The organism is Rhodococcus sp. 27YEA6 (assembly GCF_044908235.1).
Lineage (GTDB): Bacteria > Actinomycetota > Actinomycetes > Mycobacteriales > Mycobacteriaceae > Rhodococcus_F > Rhodococcus_F qingshengii.
In genome coordinates this window covers 221,666-244,301 of sequence record NZ_JBIYCY010000006.1, presented here as the reverse complement: position 1 = coordinate 244,301, position 22,636 = coordinate 221,666, and the positions used below count along the sequence as shown (strand labels likewise).

The 22,636-nt window shown below is 61.4% G+C and carries 23 protein-coding genes and 1 pseudogene; 12 read left to right on the top strand and 12 right to left on the bottom strand.

From position 1 onward, the window contains the following. The first annotated feature begins 13 nt into the window (after positions 1–13). From ABH939_RS18480 to ABH939_RS18470, 3 genes are read left to right on the top strand one after another with little or no spacing between them, the layout of a single operon-like run. Positions 14–643: a SipW-dependent-type signal peptide-containing protein gene (locus ABH939_RS18480; RefSeq protein ID WP_007735401.1), complete on the top strand. Its 630-nt coding sequence runs from the start codon at positions 14–16 to the stop codon at positions 641–643. A 7-nt stretch (positions 644–650) separates the two neighbouring features. Then, a complete protein-coding gene (locus ABH939_RS18475) occupies positions 651–1,268 on the top strand; it encodes a hypothetical protein (protein WP_230359616.1) in 618 nt (205 codons plus the stop codon). Positions 1,269–1,278: 10 nt separating this feature from the next. Further along, entirely contained in the window at positions 1,279–1,887 is a 609-nt protein-coding gene (locus tag ABH939_RS18470) for a signal peptidase I (protein WP_338927749.1), read from the top strand. A 352-nt stretch (positions 1,888–2,239) separates the two neighbouring features. Here ABH939_RS18470 and ABH939_RS18465 read toward each other — a convergent pair whose 3' ends face one another. The 8 genes from ABH939_RS18465 to urtA all read right to left on the bottom strand — a co-directional run bounded on the left by ABH939_RS18465 (position 2,240) and on the right by urtA (position 8,815). Beyond that, complete coding sequence (locus ABH939_RS18465) at positions 2,240–2,461, bottom strand: hypothetical protein (protein WP_042923314.1); 222 nt, start codon at positions 2,459–2,461, stop codon at positions 2,240–2,242. Between the two features lie 114 nt (positions 2,462–2,575). Then, complete coding sequence (locus ABH939_RS18460; protein WP_338927751.1) at positions 2,576–3,106, bottom strand: hypothetical protein; 531 nt, start codon at positions 3,104–3,106, stop codon at positions 2,576–2,578. Positions 3,107–3,296: 190 nt separating this feature from the next. Beyond that, positions 3,297–3,986 (bottom strand): GntR family transcriptional regulator, encoded by a 690-nt coding sequence (locus ABH939_RS18455; protein ID WP_020906727.1) that lies wholly within the window; start codon positions 3,984–3,986, stop codon positions 3,297–3,299. Position 3,987: 1 nt separating this feature from the next. Next, the gene (urtE, locus tag ABH939_RS18450; protein ID WP_003941544.1) at positions 3,988–4,680 is read right to left on the bottom strand and encodes an urea ABC transporter ATP-binding subunit UrtE; all 693 of its coding nucleotides are present in this window, start codon (positions 4,678–4,680) and stop codon (positions 3,988–3,990) included. Between the two features lie 3 nt (positions 4,681–4,683). Beyond that, on the bottom strand, positions 4,684–5,520 hold the full coding sequence (gene urtD, locus ABH939_RS18445; RefSeq protein ID WP_064688302.1) for an urea ABC transporter ATP-binding protein UrtD: 837 nt from the start codon (positions 5,518–5,520) through the stop codon (positions 4,684–4,686). Continuing rightward, positions 5,517–6,623 carry an urea ABC transporter permease subunit UrtC gene (gene urtC / locus ABH939_RS18440; protein ID WP_007735392.1) on the bottom strand — a complete coding sequence of 369 codons (1,107 nt, stop codon included), beginning with the start codon at positions 6,621–6,623 and terminating at the stop codon, positions 5,517–5,519. The genes urtD and urtC overlap by 4 nt, the downstream gene beginning before the upstream one ends. Continuing rightward, a complete protein-coding gene (gene urtB, locus ABH939_RS18435; RefSeq protein ID WP_003941514.1) occupies positions 6,620–7,504 on the bottom strand; it encodes an urea ABC transporter permease subunit UrtB in 885 nt (294 codons plus the stop codon). Before urtB ends, urtC begins: the two co-directional genes overlap by 4 nt. Before the next feature lie 54 nt (positions 7,505–7,558). Further along, complete coding sequence (urtA, locus tag ABH939_RS18430; protein WP_054781649.1) at positions 7,559–8,815, bottom strand: urea ABC transporter substrate-binding protein; 1,257 nt, start codon at positions 8,813–8,815, stop codon at positions 7,559–7,561. Between the two features lie 267 nt (positions 8,816–9,082). On the opposite strand from urtA, the gene ABH939_RS18425 reads away from it, so the two are divergent. The 9 genes and pseudogenes from ABH939_RS18425 to ABH939_RS18385 all read left to right on the top strand — a co-directional run. Then, positions 9,083–9,823, top strand: a complete 741-nt coding sequence (locus tag ABH939_RS18425) for a TetR/AcrR family transcriptional regulator (RefSeq protein ID WP_003941474.1) — start codon at positions 9,083–9,085, stop codon at positions 9,821–9,823. A 126-nt stretch (positions 9,824–9,949) separates the two neighbouring features. After that, positions 9,950–11,134, top strand: coding sequence for an ABC transporter substrate-binding protein (locus ABH939_RS18420; protein WP_404649928.1), 1,185 nt, complete (start codon positions 9,950–9,952; stop codon positions 11,132–11,134). 15 nt (positions 11,135–11,149) lie between these two features. After that, positions 11,150–12,025 carry a branched-chain amino acid ABC transporter permease gene (locus tag ABH939_RS18415; RefSeq protein WP_064688304.1) on the top strand — a complete coding sequence of 292 codons (876 nt, stop codon included), beginning with the start codon at positions 11,150–11,152 and terminating at the stop codon, positions 12,023–12,025. Beyond that, on the top strand, positions 12,025–13,053 hold the full coding sequence (locus ABH939_RS18410) for a branched-chain amino acid ABC transporter permease (RefSeq protein ID WP_064688305.1): 1,029 nt from the start codon (positions 12,025–12,027) through the stop codon (positions 13,051–13,053). The genes ABH939_RS18415 and ABH939_RS18410 overlap by 1 nt, the downstream gene beginning before the upstream one ends. Continuing rightward, positions 13,050–13,823 (top strand): ABC transporter ATP-binding protein, encoded by a 774-nt coding sequence (locus ABH939_RS18405; protein ID WP_064443299.1) that lies wholly within the window; start codon positions 13,050–13,052, stop codon positions 13,821–13,823. Before ABH939_RS18410 ends, ABH939_RS18405 begins: the two co-directional genes overlap by 4 nt. A gap of 1 nt (position 13,824) precedes the next feature. Then, on the top strand, positions 13,825–14,529 hold the full coding sequence (locus tag ABH939_RS18400) for an ABC transporter ATP-binding protein (RefSeq protein ID WP_210378194.1): 705 nt from the start codon (positions 13,825–13,827) through the stop codon (positions 14,527–14,529). Positions 14,530–14,538: 9 nt separating this feature from the next. After that, positions 14,539–16,179 carry a class I adenylate-forming enzyme family protein gene (locus ABH939_RS18395; RefSeq protein WP_404649927.1) on the top strand — a complete coding sequence of 547 codons (1,641 nt, stop codon included), beginning with the start codon at positions 14,539–14,541 and terminating at the stop codon, positions 16,177–16,179. A 68-nt stretch (positions 16,180–16,247) separates the two neighbouring features. Beyond that, entirely contained in the window at positions 16,248–17,267 is a 1,020-nt protein-coding gene (locus tag ABH939_RS18390; RefSeq protein ID WP_042923295.1) for an alpha/beta hydrolase, read from the top strand. A 131-nt stretch (positions 17,268–17,398) separates the two neighbouring features. After that, positions 17,399–18,412: pseudogene (locus ABH939_RS18385) on the top strand (alpha/beta hydrolase); the annotation flags it as partial. 2 nt (positions 18,413–18,414) lie between these two features. Here the strand turns inward: ABH939_RS18385 and ramB are convergent. From ramB to ABH939_RS18365, 4 genes are all read right to left on the bottom strand, one after another. Beyond that, complete coding sequence (gene ramB, locus ABH939_RS18380; protein WP_003941547.1) at positions 18,415–19,827, bottom strand: acetate metabolism transcriptional regulator RamB; 1,413 nt, start codon at positions 19,825–19,827, stop codon at positions 18,415–18,417. 125 nt (positions 19,828–19,952) lie between these two features. Continuing rightward, the gene (gene fmdA, locus ABH939_RS18375) at positions 19,953–21,212 is read right to left on the bottom strand and encodes a formamidase (protein WP_042923284.1); all 1,260 of its coding nucleotides are present in this window, start codon (positions 21,210–21,212) and stop codon (positions 19,953–19,955) included. A 94-nt stretch (positions 21,213–21,306) separates the two neighbouring features. Then, complete coding sequence (locus ABH939_RS18370; RefSeq protein ID WP_037129638.1) at positions 21,307–21,594, bottom strand: FmdB family zinc ribbon protein; 288 nt, start codon at positions 21,592–21,594, stop codon at positions 21,307–21,309. 79 nt (positions 21,595–21,673) lie between these two features. Then, on the bottom strand, positions 21,674–22,297 hold the full coding sequence (locus ABH939_RS18365) for a serine/threonine protein kinase (protein WP_404649926.1): 624 nt from the start codon (positions 22,295–22,297) through the stop codon (positions 21,674–21,676). Positions 22,298–22,636 lie beyond the last annotated feature (339 nt).

The following is a 22,636-nucleotide window of genomic DNA, read 5'->3' as shown; positions in this document are numbered from 1 at the left end:
AATCGAGACCAGCATGGCCACTGATCGGAAGGCTGTAAACAAGCGCAAAGTACGTGCATTACTTGCCGGAGGACTTGTCCTCGGTATCGGCGCCGCTGTCACCTTGGCGGCGTGGACAGACAACGTTTTCGGCGACGCGCAGTTCAAGACGGGAAGTTGGAATCTCCAGGGCAGCTTCGACGGACTGACGACCTGGGGTGAGTATCAAGTGGACGCTTCCGCCGGCCACTTCCAATTCAGCACGGGATTCGACGCACTCTCACCCGGAACGACGGTATACGCGCCGGTAGCGCTTCGGATCGGTCCCACGGCCAGCACTTCCGGCGCGACGGTACAACTACTCGGTGCAACGGGCGGTGATACCGACCTCAAACCCGCCCTGCGGTACTCGGTGTATCGAGGTGTCCCCTCCACGACCTGCACGGCAGCGGGAATTGGAGCAGGAACAGCATGGGTAGGCACGACAGCCAGTCCGGTGGCCTTGACGGCAGGTTCGGGTTCGGATGTCACCTTGCTAGGCACGGGCGTGCCGGTGGAACTGTGCTTCGCGGTCACGCTGCCTGCCGGAGTCGACCCTTCGATCGTGTCGGGCAAGAACACCGGGCGCTTGCTCTGGCAGTTCACCGGCCAGTCCACCCCCTGACGCCTGCGTGGTCACACGGCGAATGCGTCAGGTGTACGCACTGGCGGCCTCGGGACTCGTCCTGGGTATCGGTGCAACCACCGTGGCGGCCAGTTGGGTGGACAGCACGATGGGCGATGCATCGTTTCGCACCGGAACATTCGGAATCGAGTCGAACGTCGGCGGCGGATGGTCGTCGCATTCATCCAGTGCCCCTGGCGTTTTCACGTACACGCCCTCGGCGCTCCTGATTCGCCCCGGTGCGTTCTCGTACGGCCCGATATCTCTTCGAACAGTGCCGGTCTCGCCGGCAGCATCCGTCACTCTGCAGGCGGCCACGGTGGCCGGCGACTCCACTCTGGCGTCGGCGCTGCGGTATCGGGTGGTCAAGTCGACGACCTGTGATGCGTCGGCCTTCTCCACGGGAACACCACAATTCGTGGTGGGAAGTGCGACGGTGTTTCCGTCGCTCTCAACTGGTTCCGCAGTCGGGGCCATCGCGCTACCCACCGGTGGAGCGTCCCCGGGCGCCGCGGTGGCGCTGTGCTTCGAGATTTCGCTGCCCGCAACCTCGGCTAATTGGAGCAACTCGGCGCTGACCGGTAAAACGGCAACTCCCACTTGGCAGTTCAGTGCAACACCCTGAAGGAGCTGCAATGCCAACACATGCCCGGGCAACACATGCCCGGACGAAGAAGCGTTCGATCCCCACGATCATCGGGGACTGCATCCTTCAGGTTCTTGCAGTCGGTGGGGTCATCTGTATCGCTTTGGTGATCTGTGCCTTCGTTTTCGACATCACACTGATCATGTTCAAGACCGGATCGATGTCGCCGACCATTCCAACCGGATCTCTGGCAGTTGTGCGGGAAGTACCGGCAGATTCCGTCGAGGTGGGCGACGTCGTCACCGTCGATCGGGGAGTGTCCGAACTGCCGGTGACCCACCGGGTCGTCTCCGCTCGTACCCAGGACAACGGCATCACGATTCTCGATCTCAAGGGTGATGCCAACGCTTCGGCTGATCCCGCGGTATACGAGGTCACCACGGTCCGAAAGGTGCTCTGGCACGTTCCGGGATTGGCGCGGGTGATCGTCTACTTCTCGAATCCTCTTGTTCTGGGGGCGATCACGCTGACCATGGCCGCTTTGGTGGTCGCGGTATTCTGGCCGCGCAATACCGATGACGACGATGATGCCGACTCGGCCGACCCGAAAACCGAACCCATTCAGGTTCTTCTACCGCCAGACGGCGGTAGACAATGAAGCGTCGCCACCTGTTTTCAGTCATCGTATTGGCAGTTGCGGTTGTTCTGGGCTCTGGTTTCTCGTCTCACCCACTCCTCGGAGAGACAGAAGCGGCGTGGACAGACTCCGAGTACGTTACCGGCCCGATTTCCACCGGTTCATGGACGACGAGTGGGTACGGCAGAGGCGCCGGCGGGCTCGGGTTGTCCAGTGGCGGAATCGTGATAGATCTTTTCGGCAGTTCGATGTTCGAAGGTGTCTCACAACAGAACACGATTGGAAAGGACCTGGACACAACCAATCTGGTGGTTGCAAAGCTACTGGGCGTCAACTCGTTGTCCCGGACCGGATCGATCTCGTCGTGCGCTGCCTACTCGGTCGGGCAGCCAGCGAGCGGCCGCTGCCAGTCGGCAATTGTTTCGGATACCGATGCGACGTCGACACTCACCTCGATGACCGTGACAGTGAACTTGCTGTCTCTACTGGGGGTTGATCTGGTCAGTGCGCCGATAGTCACTGTGGCATCGCCGATTACGGCAGGGGCTGCGTGCGATACCTCGAACAGGGCATCGGTATCGGCGAGTAGCCCCACGAATCAGGTGACGGTGGGATCTCGCGTCCTCACGATTCCACAGCCTGCCGAGAACGCATCGGTGACGGTAACAGGGGCGGACGCCACTGTGAACGCCGCTGGCTTGGCGACGATTCAATACACGAACATCAAGCTCGTGAGCACGCGAACGTCCACGGCAACAACGGCGCAATCGACGCTGAGCGTGAGTCTTTCGATGGCAGCTTTTGCGATTCTGGGGGCGCAGATACTGGGCACCACAAACGTGACATTCAATCTTGTAACGGCCCAATGCGGAATTGGCAGCGCGACATACCCGGTCACGCCGCTGAGCCTCCCAACCGGATTTGCTGCGCGTGCGGTCAGCCCGACGTCTACTTCGGTGAGCGAACCCCCGTCATCGACGACTTCTTCGACCACGGCAGCTGAGACCACGGCAGCTGAGAACACGGCAGCTGAGAACACGGCAGGGATGACGACCACCGCGTCTGTGCCGACACCGACAGCAACCCCGACATCGACAGCAACCCCGACAACGACAGCAACCCCGACAACGACAGCCGCACCAACTACGAGCACACCGGCTCCGGCGGATCCAATCGGGACAGCGATCCACGGCCCCGCCGATTCGAGTATCTCCGCCTTCACCACGGAAGACGGACTCACCTGCGACGTTGCTCCTGATGCGGACTACACGAGCGAAGTTGCAGTCGAATGCTCGGACGGCACAACGGGTACGGTGCCCGGTTCTGTACTCGGCCCGAAGCCAACCGTACCGGGGGAGTACCTCAGGATCCCCCTGACGAGAGACCACGTCACCGAAGTCTTCACCCTGAAGTCAGCGACACGACGCTGATCAGTTCCGCACAGCGTTGGCCATGGCGGCCAACGAGAGGGCCTGCCGAGCGCGGTCGAGGACAACCGCACGAGAGATGTCGATGTGCGACACCAGTGCCTCGTGTGCTTGCGGAATCTTGCCGTCCAGCACCAGTTCGACGACGGAGATATGTTCCTCCACCGTGGCCTTCATACGGTCGGGAGTCAGGTAGTCGAACATCCGCACGGGGCGCAGCTTCGAGTTGACGGCCTGCAAGGCGTCGACCAACGCGTGGTTTCCGGACGAGGCGAGGAGCGCGATGTGGAACTCCTCGTCGAGCGTCACGAAGCCGGCGTCCGGTACCGGCATCTGTTTGAGAAATGCGTACCACTTGTCGAGTTCGGAACCGAGCGCGTCTCGATCATGAGCGGGGGCCTCACCGTCTAGTACCCGCCGAAGCCCGTGCACTTCGAGGAGTATGCGCAGCTCGTAGAGGCCACCCAACTCGTCGAGGTGCGGTCGGTACGGAAAGAGTCCATGTTCGTCGCGCTCGACCAGCCCGTCGGATTCCAACTTCGCGAGCGCTTCGCGCACCGGTGTTCGCGAGACACCGTAGAGATGAGCCAACCGTTCTTCGCCGAGTCGTTCGGATGGCGCGATCTGACCCGACATCAGATCGTTCCGGATCGACCGATAGACCTGCTCGCGCAGCGGCGGGCGCACACTCATGTCAGATTGCCATCGCTCGACGAACCGCCTCGGTGGACGTGGTGCCGCCCTCACCGGTCGAGGTCACGTGTCCCGCCGCGAGAATGCTGTAATGCTGCGCAGATTGGAGCGCGAAACCGATGTGCTGCTCTACGAGGAGGACACCGAGATCGCCGCGTTCGGTGAGTTCCATGACGGTCCTTTCGATTTCGGCGACCACGTTGGGTTGAATGCCCTCGGTCGGCTCGTCCAGAATGAGGATCTTGGGCTCGGTGATCAGGGCGCGAGCGATGGCAAGCTGTTGTCGCTGCCCACCGGAGAGAAGTCCCGCGCGACGGTCGAGGAGCGTGGTGAGTGCGGGAAACAGATCCAATGCCTCTGCGATGAGTGCCTTTCCGCGTTTGCGCCCGTCGGCGACCACCCGAAGATTCTCGGCAGTTGTCAGTTGTCCGAACGACTGCTGACCCTGGGGTACGTAGGCAAGTCCGCGAGCGACGCGGGCGCTCGGCCGTAGACCGGTGATGTCCTCACCGTTCAGAAGTACCTTTCCCCGTGTAGGTTTGATCAGACCGACGGCGGCGCGCAGCAAGGTGGTTTTACCCGCACCGTTGTGACCCATGACTGCCGCAACTCCGTCGCTGGGAACCAGCAGGGATACGCCGTGGATCACTTCGGTGCGTCCGTAGCCGGCGCGGATGTCGACGAGCTCGAGCATGATTCAGTCCTCCGGGGTCGGTTCGGTGTCGGCGCCGAGATCGGTTCCGGCAGCGGCTGTGCCGAGGTAGACCTCTTGCACCTTGGGGTCGGCTTGGACCTCCGCCACAGTTCCTTCGGCGAGTACTTTCCCAGCGGCGAGCACTGTGACGGACGTGGCGAAGGATCGCATGAAGTCCATGTCGTGCTCGACTACGACGACGGTTCGCGCACCGCCGATGCGCCGCAGAAGGTTCCCGGTCTCCTCGCGCTCCTCCAGGCTCATCCCAGCGACGGGCTCGTCGAGTAGTAGCACGGAACAGTTCTGTACCAACAACATTCCGATCTCGAGCCACTGTTTCTGCCCGTGCGCCAGAATGCCCGCGGGAGTGTCTCTGAGGTGCTCCAACCCGGTTGTCTCCAGCGCCTCTTCGATCTCGGGAAGCACACCTTTGCGTTTTCTGAGCAGGTTCCACGGTGATCGGCCGGCTCCGGCCGCGATGTCGAGATTCTGCAGCACCGAGAGCTCTTCGAAGACGCTTGCCGTCTGGAAGGTTCGCCCGACGCCGAGGCGGGCGATCTTGTGAACCTTCTTGCCGAGCAGTTGCTCGCCGGACTTCGTGATGGAACCCGTCGCGGGAACGAGTCCGGTGATGGCGTCGACCAACGTTGTCTTTCCAGCCCCGTTCGGGCCGATGAGAAACCTCAGGTCGCCCTGCATGAGGGTCAAGTCGACGCCGTCGACGGCCTTGAAACCGTCGAAGCTGACCGAAAGATTTCGTACTTCGAGGTACTCGGACGACATTCCGGCGTTGCCACCCAGTGCCGGTGTGGGTTCGCTGGTGGCGGTTGTGTTGGTCATGACGACACCTCCACTGGTTCGGGTTGGGAGACCTTGACCGGCGGGTCGGCCGGGGTCTCACGCTTCTTGCGGTGGCGCATCAGGGCGAACAATCCGGCCACACCTGCCGGGAAGAACCCGACCACGACGATGAACATCAACCCTTGTGCGTAGATCCATCCCGAAGGGAGTTTCTCCGAGAATGTCGACTGCGCCCACGCGACGCCGATCGCACCGAGTACCGGACCCAGAAGCGTTGCGCGGCCACCGATCGCGACCCCGATGAGAAAGGCGATTGACGGAACGATCCCGACGTCGGCGGGGGAGATGATGCCCACGATCGGAACGAACAGCGCACCGGCGATACCGGCGAGGAACGCCGCGGTCACGTAGGCGACCAGTTTGATGTTCGCCGGATCGTATCCGAGGAAACGTACGCGCTCCTCTTGATCGCGGACGGCGACGAGGAGTTCGCCGTATCGGGAGTTCATCAGCTGGCGAATCAGAGCGACCGATGCGAGAAGAACTCCGGCGGCGATGAAGAACAACATCTGCTTGTTCGCCGGATCGTTGAGGTTGAAACCGAAGAACGTGCGAAAGCGGTTGAGGCCGTTGCTGCCACCGATCGACTGCTGGCCGATCAAGAGGATCGCGAAAGCCGCGGCGAGTGCTTGCGAGAGGATCGCGAAGTACGCGCCCTTGACTCTCCGCTTGAACACACCGAGTCCGAGGAGAAAGGCAACAGCGGCCGGCAGGAAAAGGATGGCGAAGATCGCCACGAATGGCGAGGCGAACGGTTGCCAGTATCCCGGCAGTTCGGTCTTGCCGGCGATGGACATGAAGTCCGGGACCGCGTCGCCCTTGAGTTCGGCATCGGCGATCTTGAGGTGCATCGCCATCACGTATGCGCCGATTCCGAAGAAGACGCCCTGGCCGAGCGTGAGCATTCCGCCTCTGCCCCAAGCCAAACCGATACCGACAGCGACTATGGCGAAGCACAGGAATTTGGCCAACAGTGACAGCCTGAAGTCCGAGAGCACAGCCGGAGCGACGGCGAACAGCACGATCGCGGCAAGTGCGAAACCGCCCCACACCCGAATTCGGGAATTGTTCAGGATGCTCATACGAGGCTCCTCGTCTTGACTGCGAACAGGCCCTGCGGTCGAACTTGAAGGAAGACGACGATGATGACGAACACGATCACCTTCGCGATCGACGCTGTCGTCGAGTACTCGATGAACGAGTTCAAGATGCCGAGGGCGAAGGCTGCGATCACGGCTCCCTTCATCTGACCGAGACCGCCGACGACAACAACCAGGAAGGCGTCGATCAGATAGGACTGGCCGATGGTCGGGCTGGTGGAACCGATGAGCGTCAACGCGACACCCGCGACGCCGGCGAGCCCGGAACCGAGGAAGAAGGTCGTGATGTCCGTACGACGAGAGGAGATTCCGCTCGTCTCGGCCAGATCGCGATTCTGGACGACGGCCCGGATGCGTCTACCCATCGACGACTGCTTCAGTGCGACCGAAAGTGCGATCACCGCTGCGATCGCCAACACCAGAATGAAGATGCGGGTTTTCGGCACCACGGCGCCGAAAATATCGACCCCGCCCGAAAGCCAGCTCGGCGCCGAAACATTGACTGCCGGCGCGCCGAAGATGTCGCGCGCCAACTGCTGAAGGATCAATCCGACGCCGAATGTCACCAACAGCGTGTCGAGGGGTCGGTGGTACATCCGCGATACCAGGACCACTTCGAGCACAACACCCATCAGTCCGCCGACGACGAAACCGACGAGCAGAGAAATGATCAACGATCCCGTTGCATTCGAGATCACCTGCTGCACTACGTATGCGGTGTACGAGCCGGCCATGATGAACTCGCCGTGTGCCATGTTGATGACACCCATCTGCCCGAACGTGAGAGACAACCCCAACGCTGCCAACAGGAGAATCGATCCGATACTCAAACCCGTGAACAACTGCCCGATCACAACATCCATGACAGACGCTCCACCTCTCTACTCGTCGATTCCGTCAATTCCGCCTTTCGTCGATCAGCTACCGAGCCCCTCAGCCCAGGGGTAGTTCTTCAGGTACGGATCCGGCTCGATCGGCTGTCCCGAATCCCAGACCGTGTAGATCAGTCCGTCGGAACGGATTTCGCCGATCCGGGCAGTCTTGGTGATGTGGTGGTTGTCGCCGTCGATGGTGACGAGTCCTTCGGGCGCCTGGAAGGTCACACCGTCGGCGTTGTCCTGAATATCCTTGACCGCAAACGAGTTGGCCTTCTCGACGGTGTTCTTCCAGAGGTAGACGGAGGTGTATGCCGCTTCCATCGGATCGGACGTGGGCTTGTCCTGGCCGAACTTCGCCTTGTACGCCGCGACGAACTTCTTGTTCTCGGGGGAGTCGATGGTCTGGTAGTAGTTCCACGCCGTCAGCTGGCCTTCGACGTTCTGGACTCCGATACCACCGATCTCTTCCTCCGCAATGGAGACGGAGACGACGGGCATGTCGGCGGGCTTCAGGCCGACATTCGAGTATTCACGGAAGAATGCAACGTTGGAATCGCCGTTGAGTGTGTTGAACACGGCATCGGCGTCGGCTGTGCGGACCTTGTTCACGATGGTGGAGAAGTCGGTCGAACCCAGAGGCGTGTAATCCTCGCCCTTGATCTCGATGCCGTTCGCTGCCGCGTACGCCTTGATGATGCGGTTGGCGGTCTGCGGGAACACGTAGTCGCTGCCGACCAGATACAGCGACTTGACGCCCTTCTCCTTCAGGTAATCCAGAGCCGGGATGATCTGCTGGTTGGTCGTTGCACCCGTGTAGAAGATGTTCTTCGAATCTTCCAGTCCCTCGTACTGGACCGGGTAGTAGAGCAAAGAGTTGTTGTCCTCGAACACGGGCAGCATGGCCTTGCGGCTCGAGGAGGTCCAGCCACCGAAAACTGCTGCGACGCAATCGCTGCTGATCAGTTTCTCGGCCTTCTCGGCGAACACTGTCGGCTCCGACGCGCCGTCCTCTGCCACGATCTGGATCTTCTTACCCAGTACACCGCCGGAATCGTTGATCTCCTGCACCGCCAACGAGATGGAGTCGCGGACCGTCACTTCACTGATGGCCATGGTGCCCGAGAGTGAATTCAGGGAACCGACCTTGATCGTGTCCCCCGAGGTGTCGACGCACGACGTAGCCGTCGAATCTCCCGATGCGGTGTCTGTTGCCTTGCTTCCGCAGCCGGTGAGAACCAAGCCCAGCGCGGCGAGAGCGGCCGGCGCGGCAAGGGTGCGCTTCGAGAAGGTTCGCATGTACGGGCCTTTCGTGTCGATGGCTCTGGCAGACAATGGCTCTGACAGATCTGTATCCGGAGTGCGTATACAACGCTGTATTCGTCGAGTGCACAGAGTAGGTGGAAGTTGTTGCGGTGGAATGACTGTCGGTGACAAGTGTGTGTCCGGTGTTTCGATTGGGTGTCCAGGACCTCACACCGCAGGTCAGCGAGGGTGCGGTGTTAGCATCGACGAGAAATTGATCAAGCACTCGCTTGACGATCGGAACGTCGGAAGGATCTTCTCGTGCGCTCGACCCGACGGGACGAAATACTCGCTCATGCGGCCAAGCTGTTCAGTGAGCGGGGGATCGCCGCGACGACGGTGCGCGACATCGCCGACGAAGTCGGGATCCTCTCCGGCAGCCTCTATCACTACTTCGACTCCAAGGATGCGATAGCCAACGAGATCGTCGTCCGGTTCCTCGAAGATCTCAACGTCCGGTACGAGGACTCGATCGAACCGGAAGGTTCGGCTCGAAATCGCCTGGCCACGATGGTGTCGGTCTCCTTTGCCTCGGCGGTGGATCACCCGTATGCCACGGAGGTCTATCAGGGAGAAGCCATACTTTCGTCGCAACCGGCGGACGCGCCCATCACCATCCTGGTTCAGAAGGCACACAGCTACTGGCGATCGGCTATCGCTCGCGGAATTGCCGACGCGGAGTTTCGGGAAGACATCGATCCCGAACAGTTTCACCGTCTCCTGCGTGAATCCGTCTGGTCCACCGTCGCGCAGTATCGCCCACAGCTTTCCGAATTGGCCGAAGATCTGCAGCGCAATCTGATTTCGGTTTTCCTGGACGGCTTTGCCGCACGTTCCGTCGACGGTGAGCCGGTGGCACGCATTGCGCGGCGCACGGCGAAGAAGGAAGCGCAGACCGAATCTCCCGACTCGGACCTTGCCGAACTCCGCTCTGATGTCGACGAATTGAAGTCCGTCATTCGCGAACTCAGCTCGTCGATCCGGCAGCTGCAGAAGCCGTAACACCGCAGTTCCTGCGCGTGTAGTTCGGATTTTGACTATCAGTGTGACCCAGTGCATACTTCTGTCCACACTCGTAAATCAAGCGCTTGTTTGATTTACCAAGCACAGTTTGGACGGGAGTTCGATGTGAGACTCGGAAAGGCGATCGCCGTCTGCGCGGCAGTGGTCCTCGGGGCGAGCGCGTGCGCATCTGCCGGTGTCATTCCCGAAGACACCATCGTCATCGGTTTGGACGAGGACTCCACCGGGCCCGGTGCGTCGTACAGCACGATCGCCGGCAAGACGGTGCGGATGACCGTCGACCTGATCAACCAGGCGGGCGGAATCAACGGTAAGCAAGTCGAATTGGTTGTCGAGAACGACGAGAGCAGTCCCACCAAGACCCCGTCGATCATTCGGAAGTTGGTCGATCACGGGTCCAGTGCGGTCATCCTCGCCACGGGCAGCGGGTCGGTGCTGCAGGCCAAGTCGATTCTCCAGCAGTCGAAGATTCCTGCGATAGCTCCGGTCGTTCTCAGCGACGCCTTTGCCTCGGCGCCCGACAACGACTTCTCGTTCATGATTCCGAACTCGTTGAAGCAGTACGCCCAGGTGTACTGCGGGGCTTTCGAGAAGATGGGGTACAAGTCCCTGGGAATTCTCGGTGACGCGAGTGCATCCATCGACGGAATCATCAAGACCCTGCGGCCGGCGCTCGAGAAGTGCGCGAGAGTGACGGGCGTCGAAAAGGCGCCGGTCGATGCCGCGGACATCACCGCACAGGTCTCACGTCTCGCGGAAACCGAACCGGACGCGATTCTGGTCGCCAGTATCGGCGGGCACTTCGAAATCCTCGCGCACAACACCTTGTCGAAAATCACCCCGCAGACGCAACGCTTCTCACTCGCTTCCATCGGAAACCAGCCCGCATCTTGGGCTTTGGCGGACTCGAAGGCGTTGAGCGGCATGGTGTACATGGGCTCGCTCAGTGAGAACAACCCGAGAACCGCCGAACTGCGTCGCAAGGTGCAGGCGGTGAAGGGGCCTGATTATCAACTGACCGCCTACGACGCACAGGCGTACGACGCCGTCATGATGTTGGCCGAGGCAATCGAAATTGTCGGCGACCACCGAGATCGGACGGCCGTTCGTGATGCTCTTCAACAGGTTTCGGCACTTCCCGCCAGCTTCGGCCAGGACGGATTGACACTGTCGTTCTCCTCGCAGGATCACCTGGCTCCGGACAGCCTCTGCGGCCTGGTACTCGTCGAATTCGGTGAGGACAACAAGCCTGCCCGTCCGTGGGATTCCTACCAGCCCCCGTGCGGATAATCGAGGAGCCTTGACATGACAGACGCACAACTGTGGCTCGCAGCCATCGAGATCGGTGCATTCTTCTCACTGATAGCCCTCGGAATGTATCTCGTGGTGGTCGGCGCCGATTTCTTCAACTTTGCGATGGGCCCGTACGCGATGGCTGCGGCCATGGCGTCGAGTTGGGTCGCGATCAATTACGGGCTCGCTCTCTGGATTGCCATGCCGCTGGGGATCGCGGTAGCGGTGGCGCTGTCGATCCTGACGGAAAAGCTTGTGGTCAAACAGGTTCAGAAGCGTTCGGGTCGTGGGGAACTACCGGCGTTGGTGGCGGTGACCGCAGTACTGTTCGGGATCCAGCAGCTCGCCGGCACGGTCTTCGGCCGAACACCACTTCCCGGACAGAAGATCTTCGACTTCGATCCGATATCGGTGCTCGGTGCCACCGTCGACAGTTCGACCGTTGCACTCGTCGTCGGAACTGCCGTGATCTTCGTCGGTATCGGACTGTGGCTGAACCGGTCCACCTCGGGCCGTCTGCTACGCGCCGTCGGCGACAGTCCGGATGCCGCCCGCGTCCTGGGCTTGCCGGTGGATCGGGTACGCCTCATCGCGTTCACCCTCGCGGGTGTGATCGCCGCCGTCGCCGGACTTCTGTTCGCTCCCAAGGCCGGTGTTCAGTTCACGAGCGGTCTGTCCTGGACGCTGACGGCATTCATCGCACTCGTCATCGGTGGTACCGGCCGGAGTTGGGCTCCGCTGATCGGCGGAATGGTGTTGGGCGTCGTCCAGGTATTCGCCCCGTACTACTTCGGTGCGAGTGCTGCGCAAACCGCGATTCTGCTGATTGCCCTGGTGTTCTTCGCTTTCCGTCCGGAAGGCTTGCTCTCGAGGAAGGTTCGCGTCTGATGGCCTCGCTTTCTACCAGTCCGCTGACGTCAAATCCGCCCGCTACATCCGGCCGTTCCCGGACGAGGATGCTCGCCCTGTCACGAGAAGCGCTGATCACCGTGGTCGTGGTTGCTGCCGTGCTGCTGTGGATGGGGCCGAGTCTGTACCGGCAGGATCTGGTGTTCCTCGCTGCGACGTATTCGCTGATCGCACTCGGCATGTACGTGCCATTCGTGCTCGCGGGATCACTGTCGATGGCGTACAGCGCGTATGCGGCGATCGGCGCGTATGCCGTTGCGCTGATCTCGGTTCGGACCGGGTTGTCGATGTGGTGGGGATGGATTCTCGGCGCCCTCGCCGCTGCAGCGGTTGCAGTACTCCTCAGCTTGGCAACGCAGAAACTCTCCGGCTTCTACCTTGCCGCGGTGACCTTGTTGTTCGGTATCGCTTTCGAGCACTGGTTGATCGACGGGCCGAGTTTCACCGGCGGATCGGCCGGGATCTCGGGCGTCGAGACTGTGACGATGTTCGGCTGGGAGCCACCGCGCTACGCATTGGTCGTGTTCGCGATCTTGTTCGTGTGTCTGATCGCGGTCGCTGTCGATCGACTCCGGAAATCGGTGTGGGGGCTGATGTTGCAAGCTGCCCGCGACAATCGTAATGTCGCACGGTCTTCCGGCGTCAATCCTGCGCACCTGACCGTCGTGGCGCTGGCGATCGGTGCTGCGATCGCGTCGACCGGCGGATCGCTGTTCACCGTGTCGGTGCAGGCTGTCACTCCTGAAACCTTCACTCTCAGTATTGTTTTCCTCGCAATCTTCATGCCGATCATCGGCGGTCGCGGTTCGGCGTGGGGTGCTCCGCTCGGTGCATTGATCGTGGTGATCGTGACGCTGAACATGCCTGGGTACCAGGGAAGCGGCGAACTCCTGCTTGCCGGAGCCGTCCTGGTGATCCTCATCGTCGCGCCTGGTGGGGTGATCGGGTGGAGTCAGAACGTTCTGGGTCGAATGAACCGTCTGTACAAGGAGCGTGGCAATCGATGACTCGGCTACTCGAAGTGAGCGGGCTCCACAAGTCCTACGGCGGCGTCCGCGCTGTCGACGATGTCTCGTTCAGCGTCGGACCGGGAGAGGTGATCGGCCTGGTCGGCCCGAACGGGGCAGGCAAGACCACCCTGGTGGACTGCATCTTCGGCACACAGCAAGCAGATTCCGGAACCGTCGCGCTCGCCGGTGCTGCCTTGACGGGGCCGTCGGAGCGCCGTGCACGGCAAGGGCTCTCGCGCACGTTTCAACATCCGCAGCTCGCGGCGGAACTCGACGCCGTCGACAACATCATCCCGGGACTGTACGGGCACAAGATCACCTCACCGCTGCACTCGCTGTGGTGGGCGATCAAAGGACCTTTCGAGAACTGGGACCGGACAGCACAGCGGGCCCGGGAGATTGCTGCGCGATACTCGGTCACCGACGTCGAGAGTGCTTGCGGGGATCTCAGTTTGGGCGCGCAGCGTCTGGTCGAGGTGGCGCGGGCGATGGCGACCGAACCCGAAGTCCTCCTGTTGGACGAACCGTTTGCCGGTGCGGATCACGACGGCATCGCTGCCATCTCCGGTGCCGTGCGATCGATTGCCGCGCAGGGCAAGGGAGTAGTCCTGGTCGATCACAACGTCGATCTCATCGCGGCGCTCGCCACCAAGATCGTGCTGCTCAATTTCGGATCAGTGGCGTTCTACGGACCACCGCAGGAGTGCTTGGCCAGCGACGCGATGCGAGAAGTCTATTTCGGTTCCGAATACGAGGAAGGCGCCTGACATGCTCGAACTCGACAGAGTCACAGTTCGATACGGATCCGCTGTCGCCGTCCGGGAAGTCTCCCTTGTCGCCCCCGCCGGTGAAGTGACAGCGATCGTCGGGCCGAACGGTGCGGGCAAGACCAGCTTGGCGGGATCCATCTACGGCTCGGTTCCCGCCACCGGGACAATCAAATTCGATGGTCGAGAGATCCAGAAATTATCGGCACTGGATCGTGTCCGCAGCGGATTTGCCTACGTTCCCCAAGGCAGGCAACTGTTCATGCGAATGTCCGTTCGCGAGAACCTACGCGTCGGCGCAGACCTGCTGGGATTGAAAGCCGAAGCCGTGGAAACAGCTTTCGAGAGGTTCCCGATCCTGCGTGAACGCTCGGAGAGTTATGCCGGGGTCCTCAGCGGTGGTGAGCAGCAGATGTTGGTTCTGGGGCGGGCCCTTCTGGAAACCCCGAAGGTGTTGCTCCTCGACGAGATGATGACAGGACTGGCACCGAAAATCGTCGCGGAGCTGCGAGCATTGGTCGGGGGTCTGGCCGCCGAGGGTGTGACCGTCATCGTGACGGAACCGGCACTTACTGCACTGAAATCGGTTGTCGACCGCGGATATGTCATGCAGCGCGGCGAACTCGTCCGCGAATGCGATTCCGAAGCGACACTGGACAACGCGTACAAACAATCGATGGGCGTCCTCAGCGCCGACGGGAGATGATCGACGATCATGCTTGAAACGAAGACACTCGACTTCACCGTCGGTGAATTCGCCACGAATCCGGACCGCTTCGCCGGCGTCAGCATCAGCGAAATGGTCAGGCATTGGTCTGAGACCATCCCGGACGAAACCGCCTTTGTCACTCCGGAATCGAGGGTGTCGTGGAAGCAGTACGACGCGGCTGCCGATGCGATCGCGTCGGCGCTGGATCTAGCTGGTGAGGGATACGGACATGTAGCCGTGTTGCTCCCCGACACCGCTGTATTCCATGCGGCTCTCTGCGCAGCATTTCGTACCGGCCGCGTCGCCGTCGGAATCGGTTCGCGCTCGGGCATTCGCGAGATCTCTCATCTGATCGCCCGCTCGGAAGCCTCCGTACTCGTCACCACTCGCACGCTGCGCGGCGTCGATACCGCCGAACTCGTGGCGAGTCTGCGGGCAGAGCATCCCGGACTGGACGTCGTCTTCGCCGACGAACGCGCCGACGTGAGTTTCGAACGCGTGAGCGCGAACGGCGAACTCACCTCGTTGCCGGTCGAGCTAAAGCAGTTCCCCGCACCCAGTCCGTGTTTTGTCACGTCAGCCGTTTCGATGCTGAACTCGACCTCCGGCACAACGGGCCTACCCAAACTGGTCACACAAACCGAGGATCGTTGGGTTGGTTTCTCCGAGATTGCCGCCGAGGCGGCGGCGATCGGTTCGGATGAGGTGTTCCTCGGCGCGGTTCCAGCACCTTTCGGATTCGGCCTCTGGACTTCGCATTTCCTGCCGGCACTACTCGGTGCTCGCAATGTCGTCATGGAACGCTTCGACGTTTCGGTGATGATCGAGTTGATCGAGCGCGAACGGGTGACTGCTTTGAATTGTGTGAGTACACAATTCAAGATGCTGTTGCGTTCGGAGGCCGCGGAATCGGCCGATCTCTCGTCACTTCGTTTCATGTTCACCGGTGGTGAAGCCGTGCCCTATTCGGAGGCGCTGGCATTCGAACAACGTACCGGAGCGGCTGTCCTGCAGTTCTACGGATCGAACGAAACCGGCGCCGTCTCGGTGACGACGGTTTCGGACGATTCCGACACCCGACTGAAGACGTGCGGCCACGTCATCGATCGCATGCAAGTTCGTGTATTCGACGATGCGGCAAAGGAAATGACCGGCTCCGTCCGCCGCGGTCAGCCTGGGGTGAACGGACCGCTGATGTGTCAGGGCTATTGGGGGGACACCGATGCGAACGACGAGTTGTACACCGATGACGGTTGGATGCTTCTCGGCGACATCGTCGAGATCGACGAGACAGGACGGGTGCGTGTGGTCGGGCGCAAAGCCGACATCATCATTCGTGGCGGCAAGAACATCTCCGCGGTCGAAGTCGAGGAGTACGTGCGCGCGCACCCTTCGGTGGAGTTGGTCGCCGTGGTCGGGGTCGACGATCCGCTGTTCGGTGAGAAGGTCTGTGCGGTCGTCGTGTCCGCCGATGACGATCTGAGTTCGGAGGATCTGACCGCCTGGCTGCAGAGCCGAGGAGTGACCCGCGAGTACATACCCGAGTACGTGATGACGGTCGCCGAATTGCCGATGGCGGCAGGCGGCAAAGTAGCCAAGGGTGAAGTCAAGGCACTCGCGCAGAGGCGGATCGCTGAACTCGGCTGATCGCACTTGGCGGTACCGGCTTCGCGTTACGCTGATCCGGACATTGTGCCGAGAGTGAAGGAAACCCGATGACGAACCCTTCACCGCATCGGTGGCGCAGGCGCTTGCTGTGGGCTCTGGCAATTGTGTTCGTTCTGGTCGGAGCCGTGGTTCTGGCCTTCGTTCTGAGCCCGAGACCTGGCGCACTCACCGTGCGATGGGTCTTCGATCGTGATGCGGTGAAAGTCACCGAGGCGCTCGAGAAGCACGCGCCCGAAGGCGTCGACTCGATCAAGGACCAGCAGTACCGCGCCGATGACGACGACGCATACCTGGATGTCTACTTTCCCGCAGCGACGACGACCGCATTGCCTACGGTGATCTGGACTCATGGCGGTGCCTGGATCTCGGGAAGCAAGTCCAACTACGCGCCGTACTACGAGTTGCTGGCCTCGCGTGGCTACACAGTTGTGTCCCTGGACTACTCACTCGGACCTGAGCACCACTATCCGACGGCAGTGCGGCAGCTCAACGACGCTCACGCGTACGTCGTCGCGAATGCGGAACGGCTGCATGTTGATCCGACGACGGTCGTTCTGGCCGGTGATTCTGCGGGAGCGCAACTCTCGAGTCAGCTCGCCACTCTCATCACTGATCCCGCCTATGCGAACCGTGTGGGCGTGGTCCCGTCGCTGCGGCCGGATCAGTTACGTGGAGTAATCCTGAACTGTGGAATCTACGACGTCGGGAACATGGTCGGCGGACCCGGCATCATCGGTTGGGGAGTTGACCGGTCCCTCTGGGCGTATACCGGCGTGCGTGACTTCATGAGTACCGACGCAGCGGATCAGATGTCGACCTTGAACCACGTCACCGATCGATTTCCGCCTGCCTACATCAGCGGCGGCAACGCCGATCCGTTGACGGATTCTCAGTCGAAACCGATGGCTGACAAATTGACCGGGTTGGGAGTTGCGGTCGACACACTGTTCTATCCGGCCGATCACGTTCCGGCGCTCGGTCACGAGTATCAGTTCGATCTGGACAATGCCGACGGTCTCACTGCACTCGATCGCACGGTTCAGTTTCTCGAGGCTCATACCGGCTAAATGTCGGATTGTGGTGAACCACTGCGAAAATGGTCATTTTGGACAAAGCTCCGCGGGTGCGTTGCCAGGGAATTCTCAACTAGTCCTTTTGGTCTAGCCTGGGTGAATCCGATCCGACCCCAGGAGTTGTTGTGCGCGCGTCTTCCCCCGACAGACGGCGAAGGCGCATTGTCGGAACCGCGGCGGTATTCGTCGTCATTCTGCTGTCCGGGGTAACCGCGGCACTCGTCAGTCCGTGGCCAGGAGTTCTCGTCGTACGGTGGATGTCAGCGGGTGGCTCCGAAGCGACACACGCACAACTCGACAGACATGCACCATCAGGAATCGTCTCGGTCCTCGATCAGTCGTACCGCGAAGGCGACGACGATGCACAACTCGACGTCTACTACCCGTCGGAGTCCACTTCGGCGCTACCGACGGTGGTCTGGGTGCACGGCGGCGGCTGGATAGCGGGTTCGAAAACCGACACCGACGGTTACTTCAAACTACTGGCCGATCAAGGGTTCACTGTGATTTCGGTGGACTATTCACTGGGGCCGGACGCGTATTACCCCACCGCAGTGAATCAGCTTAACGACGCGTATCGATTCATCGTGAGCAATGCGGACAGGTTGCATGTCGATTCGAACAACCTCTTTCTTGCCGGAGATTCGGCAGGCGCGCAGTTGTCCAGTCAGTTGGCGACCGTCATGACCAGCCCTGACTACGCGTCGGAAATGGGTGTGGAGCCGGCATTACGTCCCGAGCAGATACGCGGAGTTGTCCTCGACTGTGGGGTCTTCGATCTGAAACCGCTGCTGTCACAGGGGAAGTACTTCGGTTGGGGCGTCGACAAGCAATCGCTGTGGGGGTACCTCGGAACGAGGGACTTCGACGGGTCGACTGCAGTGCGTCAGATGTCGACACTGGGTCATGTGACCTCGGACTTTCCAGCGACGTTCATCACCGGCGGAAATGTCGACCCACTGACCGCCAGCCAGTCGAAACCCATGGCAGAACGGCTCGCCGATCTGGGCGTCGAGGTCGATGCACTGTTCTACCCGGACGATCACGAGCCTGCACTCGACCACGAATATCAGTTCGACCTCGACACCGTGGACGGGATGGTCGCGTTCGATCGCACAGTCGCGTTCGTACGCGACCACGGTCAGCGAATCACGTACGGCGAAATCGAACTCCGGTGCTCGCTGATGTCGAGGTCTTTACCCAGCGGAGGGAAGGCACGCTGCGGACAATTGAGGCGTTCGCAGACACGGCAGCCCGAGCCGATCGGCGTTCCCGGATTCGACTCGTCCAGATCCAGACCGTCGCTGTAGACGAGTCGGTGGGCGTGTCGAATCTCGCATCCCAATCCGATGGCGAAGATCTTTGCGGGCTGTCCGTATCGAGCCGCTCGACGTTCGACCGTGCGCGCAACCCAGAGGTATCGACGACCGTCGGGCATCTGCGCGATCTGAGGCATGATCTTGCCCGGATATGAGAACGTCTCGTAGACGTTCCACAGCGGGCACGTACCGCCGCTGGTGGAGAAGTGGAATCCGGTGGCGGACTGACGCTTCGACATGTTTCCGGCACGATCGACACGCACGAACATGAACGGAACCCCGCGAAGTTTGGGGCGCTGCAGGGTCGAGAGGCGGTGGCAGATCGTCTCGTAGCTCGCGGAATAGAAGGCAGACATGCGCTCGATGTCGTACCGGAAGTCCTCGGCAACCTCGTGAAACTGGCTGTAGGGCAGCACGGTGGCCGCGGCGAAATAGTTGGCCAAACCAAGCTTCGCCAGGGAAACCGACGCTTCGCTGGTGAAGTTGCCCTCGGCCACCAACGAGTCGAGCAGGTCGCCATGCTCGAGGTATGCGAGTTCTGTCGCGAACTTGAAGACCTGTTGCCCGCCGGAGAGTCGTGCGGAAATTTCCAGGACCCTGGTGTCCGGGTCGTAGCGATGAAGTATGTTCTCGCCCAAGTCGACTCGTCGAACGATCTGCACGTCATGGACGGACTCGAGGCGTCTGGCGATCTCGCCGGCGACGTCGCCACGGTGAAAGCGCATCCGGGCAGTGAGTTCTTCGGCCGCGGTGTCGAGATCGTGGATGTAGTTCTGTCGCTGATAGAAGTAGTCGCGCACTTCCTCGTGCGGCATGGTGATCGAACCGCTGCCGCTGCCGTCGGAAAATCGGTCCTCCGTGGCTGCGGCGAGCTGGGCCGTCGTGTTCCGGAAGCGGCGATGCATGTTCACCATCGCCTTGGCCAGGCCCGGGTGTGTGGAGACCATCTCCGCGATTTCGTGGGCGTCGGCGTCGATACCCATCTCCTGATCGAGGGCAACTTCACGCATTTCCGCGATCAGGCGTGTGTCGTCCTGCGGGGAGAAGAAGGTGGTGTCGACGCCGAAGACTTCACTGATTCGCAGGAGCACCGGCACGGTGAGTGGCCGGACGTCGTGCTCGATCTGATTGAGATAGCTTGCCGAGATCTCGAGCGTCTTGGCCAGCGAAGCCTGACTCAACCCGCGCTCGGTCCGCAGTTGGCGGAGCCGGACACCGACAAAGGTTTTCGACATTTTCCCAGGATACGAGTGACAGTCCGGCTTCGCAAAGGTGGGTTCGCAGTCTTCGCACAGGGGCTCCGCCCCCGTGAGTGGTTGAGGAGCCTCGGCACTCCCTAACCACTCACGGGGCCGGAGGCCTAGACCCTGTTCTCCGAACGCGGGGCGCCGATTCCGGGATCGATCTGGAACGGCCCGCTCGACGAGGGTGCAAGGGGGAAGTCGAAGATCGCAGTCGGGAGATAGACCGTCGAACACGAGTTGGGGATATCCACGACACCCGACAGGCGGCCCTCGATCGGCGCCGCGCCGAGTAGCAGGTACGCCTGCTCTGGCGCGTACCCGAACTTGGTCAGGTACTCGATCGCATGCAGGCACGCACGCTGGTAGGACAGATGTGAATCCAGGTACTTCTGTTCGCCGTCCAACGTGACGGAAGTGCCCGAGAACGCAAGCCACTCGGAATACTGCGGATCCGTGTTGCCCGGCATGAAGATGGCGTTCTCGGAAACACCGTAGGTATCCATTCCGCCCTTGATGATGTCCACACGAAGATCGATGAAGCCGCCCATCTCGATGGCACCGCAGAAAGTGATCTCTCCGTCGCCCTGGGAGAAGTGAAGATCGCCGACCGACAGATTCGCACCGTCCACGAATACCGGATAGAAGATTCGGCTGCCCTTGGTGAGGTTCTTGATGTCCTGGTTTCCACCGTTCTCGCGAGGGGGAGCGGTGCGCGCCGCCTCGCCGGCCACGCGTGTGTACTCGTCACCGGTCAAGGTTCCCAGTACTGCATCGCGGGGCTCGGGCGGAAGTGCAAGCGGGGGAACCCGATTGGGATCGGTGGCAATGAGGGCGCCCTCGCGGGCATTCCACTTGGCGAGCAAGGCTGCCGACGGAGCCGTGCCCATGAGTCCCGGGTGGACGATGCCCGTGAACGAGACGTGCGGAATGTGACGCGACGTCGCCGTTTGGCCGGAGAAATCCCAGACGGCTTTGTACGCATCGGGGAACTGTTCGGTGAGGAAGCCGCCGCCGTTGTTCCGAGGGAAGATGCCCGTGTACCCCCAGCCTTGGCCGGCCAACGGACCCGAATCTTCTTGGGGGATAGGCCCGATATCCAAGATGTCGACGATCAAGAGGTCGCCGGGCTTCGCGCCTTCGACGGCAAAGGGGCCGGACAGCGTGTGGACCGTGGTCAGTGGTGCATTGAGAATGTCGTCGGCCGAGTCGTCGTTGTGTATTGCGCCGTCGAACCATTCGCGGCAATGGACACGAAACGCATCACCGGGTTTCACCGTCACCGCCGCTGGGATGTCCGGGTGCCACCGATTGTGGCCGACGATTGCCTGGTCGGTGAATTTCTTGGCGGAATCGAGTGGAAACAGCAGTTCAGGCATATGCACTCCTCATTCTCGAAGAAACGGAAAACTCGTGGCGGCAGGACTTTCGTGTCGGATCGGGCCTCATGGCGAGGACGCGCGGTGAGGACGCTCAGGGGCGAGGTAGCTTGCGGTGCAACGGATTGGACGTCGTCGGGGCAGATTGCCGGCCGCGGCCGGGTAGCGACCCACTGACCACGGCAGGCTCGTGAGCCGATCGAGCAGTGCTGTCCAGTAGACCCATCGCGGCCGACGACGCGTGACTCAACCGGGGAGACGAGACCACCCGCTTGGACTCGAGACTGCACTGGGGGCAAGTAATCGACTGGGGCACTTCGGCCATCGCGAACGACCGCTCGAGCGGGCCGCAGCCGGTACAGCGAAACTCGTACAGAGGCATGCGGTCACGCTATCGGAGGATCCGTAAGTGCGACACTGGAACGACACGCACCGGGTTGCCGATGCCGCAATTGCGCCCGTCAGCGCAAGTACACAACCGCGTTGTCTCCGCCGGTACAGGTGACGATGCCGGAGGTCGCCTTGCATGCCATCGTGTACTCCTTGCCGTTCACCGGACTACGTGCGGACACGGTGCTGGATGCACCGGTTGCACCGGAGTTCCCGTAGGCGATCCGAACCGCCTCGGCAAACTCACATGAAGTTTTGCCCCCACTTGTCGCGGACTCCTTGTAACTTCCGGCCGGCTGCCCGCCGGGGCAGGCGGACGCACCGGCCGGGAAGTTCGCGGCGCGTGTGGTCGTCGGGGATGTCGTGCTGGGAGCGGTTGTCGTGGTGCCGGGTGTGTTCGCGGCGCTGATGGTGGTGTGGGCGGCGCCACCGGCGGCCGAGTTGGGGACGTCCTTCGGCCAGAGGACCCAGGCAAGCCCGCCGAAGAGAGCCAACACAGTGATGACTCCGATTACGGATACCGGAATCACCCAGCCGGGCCGACGCGGCGGCGGATTTCCACGTGGCGGTGCAGGCGGGAATCCCTGGGGCGGGGGATACGACTGCGGCGCGGCTCGGTAGCCCAACTGCGGCGGCTGTGGACCGGATTGCGACCATGCCTGGTTGTTCGGTGGCCGCTGATAGTTGTCGGGCACCGCTTTATCGCCCGGTCGGGGGCGTCGAACGACAAGTCATGGTTCGACAGCATATGGCCGGCGAACGGGTTGTCTCCGGCTTTCCCAGGGGTAGATCCCGGAATTGTCCTAGCGAAGGCTGTTGCCGAGGAGTGATTGCGGTCACTCGCGGGTAGTGAAGTTGGCTCCGAAGTAGCGGACGGGCCTGTTCCGAGTGGCGTGCGAACTGCCGGAATTCGCAAGCGGCGGAGTTGAGTGCATTTCGTTCACAGCCTGCGGTTTCTTTCCTACTCGCCAGTACGGAACCTGTCCGATTGGGTAGTACCAGCCGCGTAGGAATCTTCACAGACTTAGCAAAGT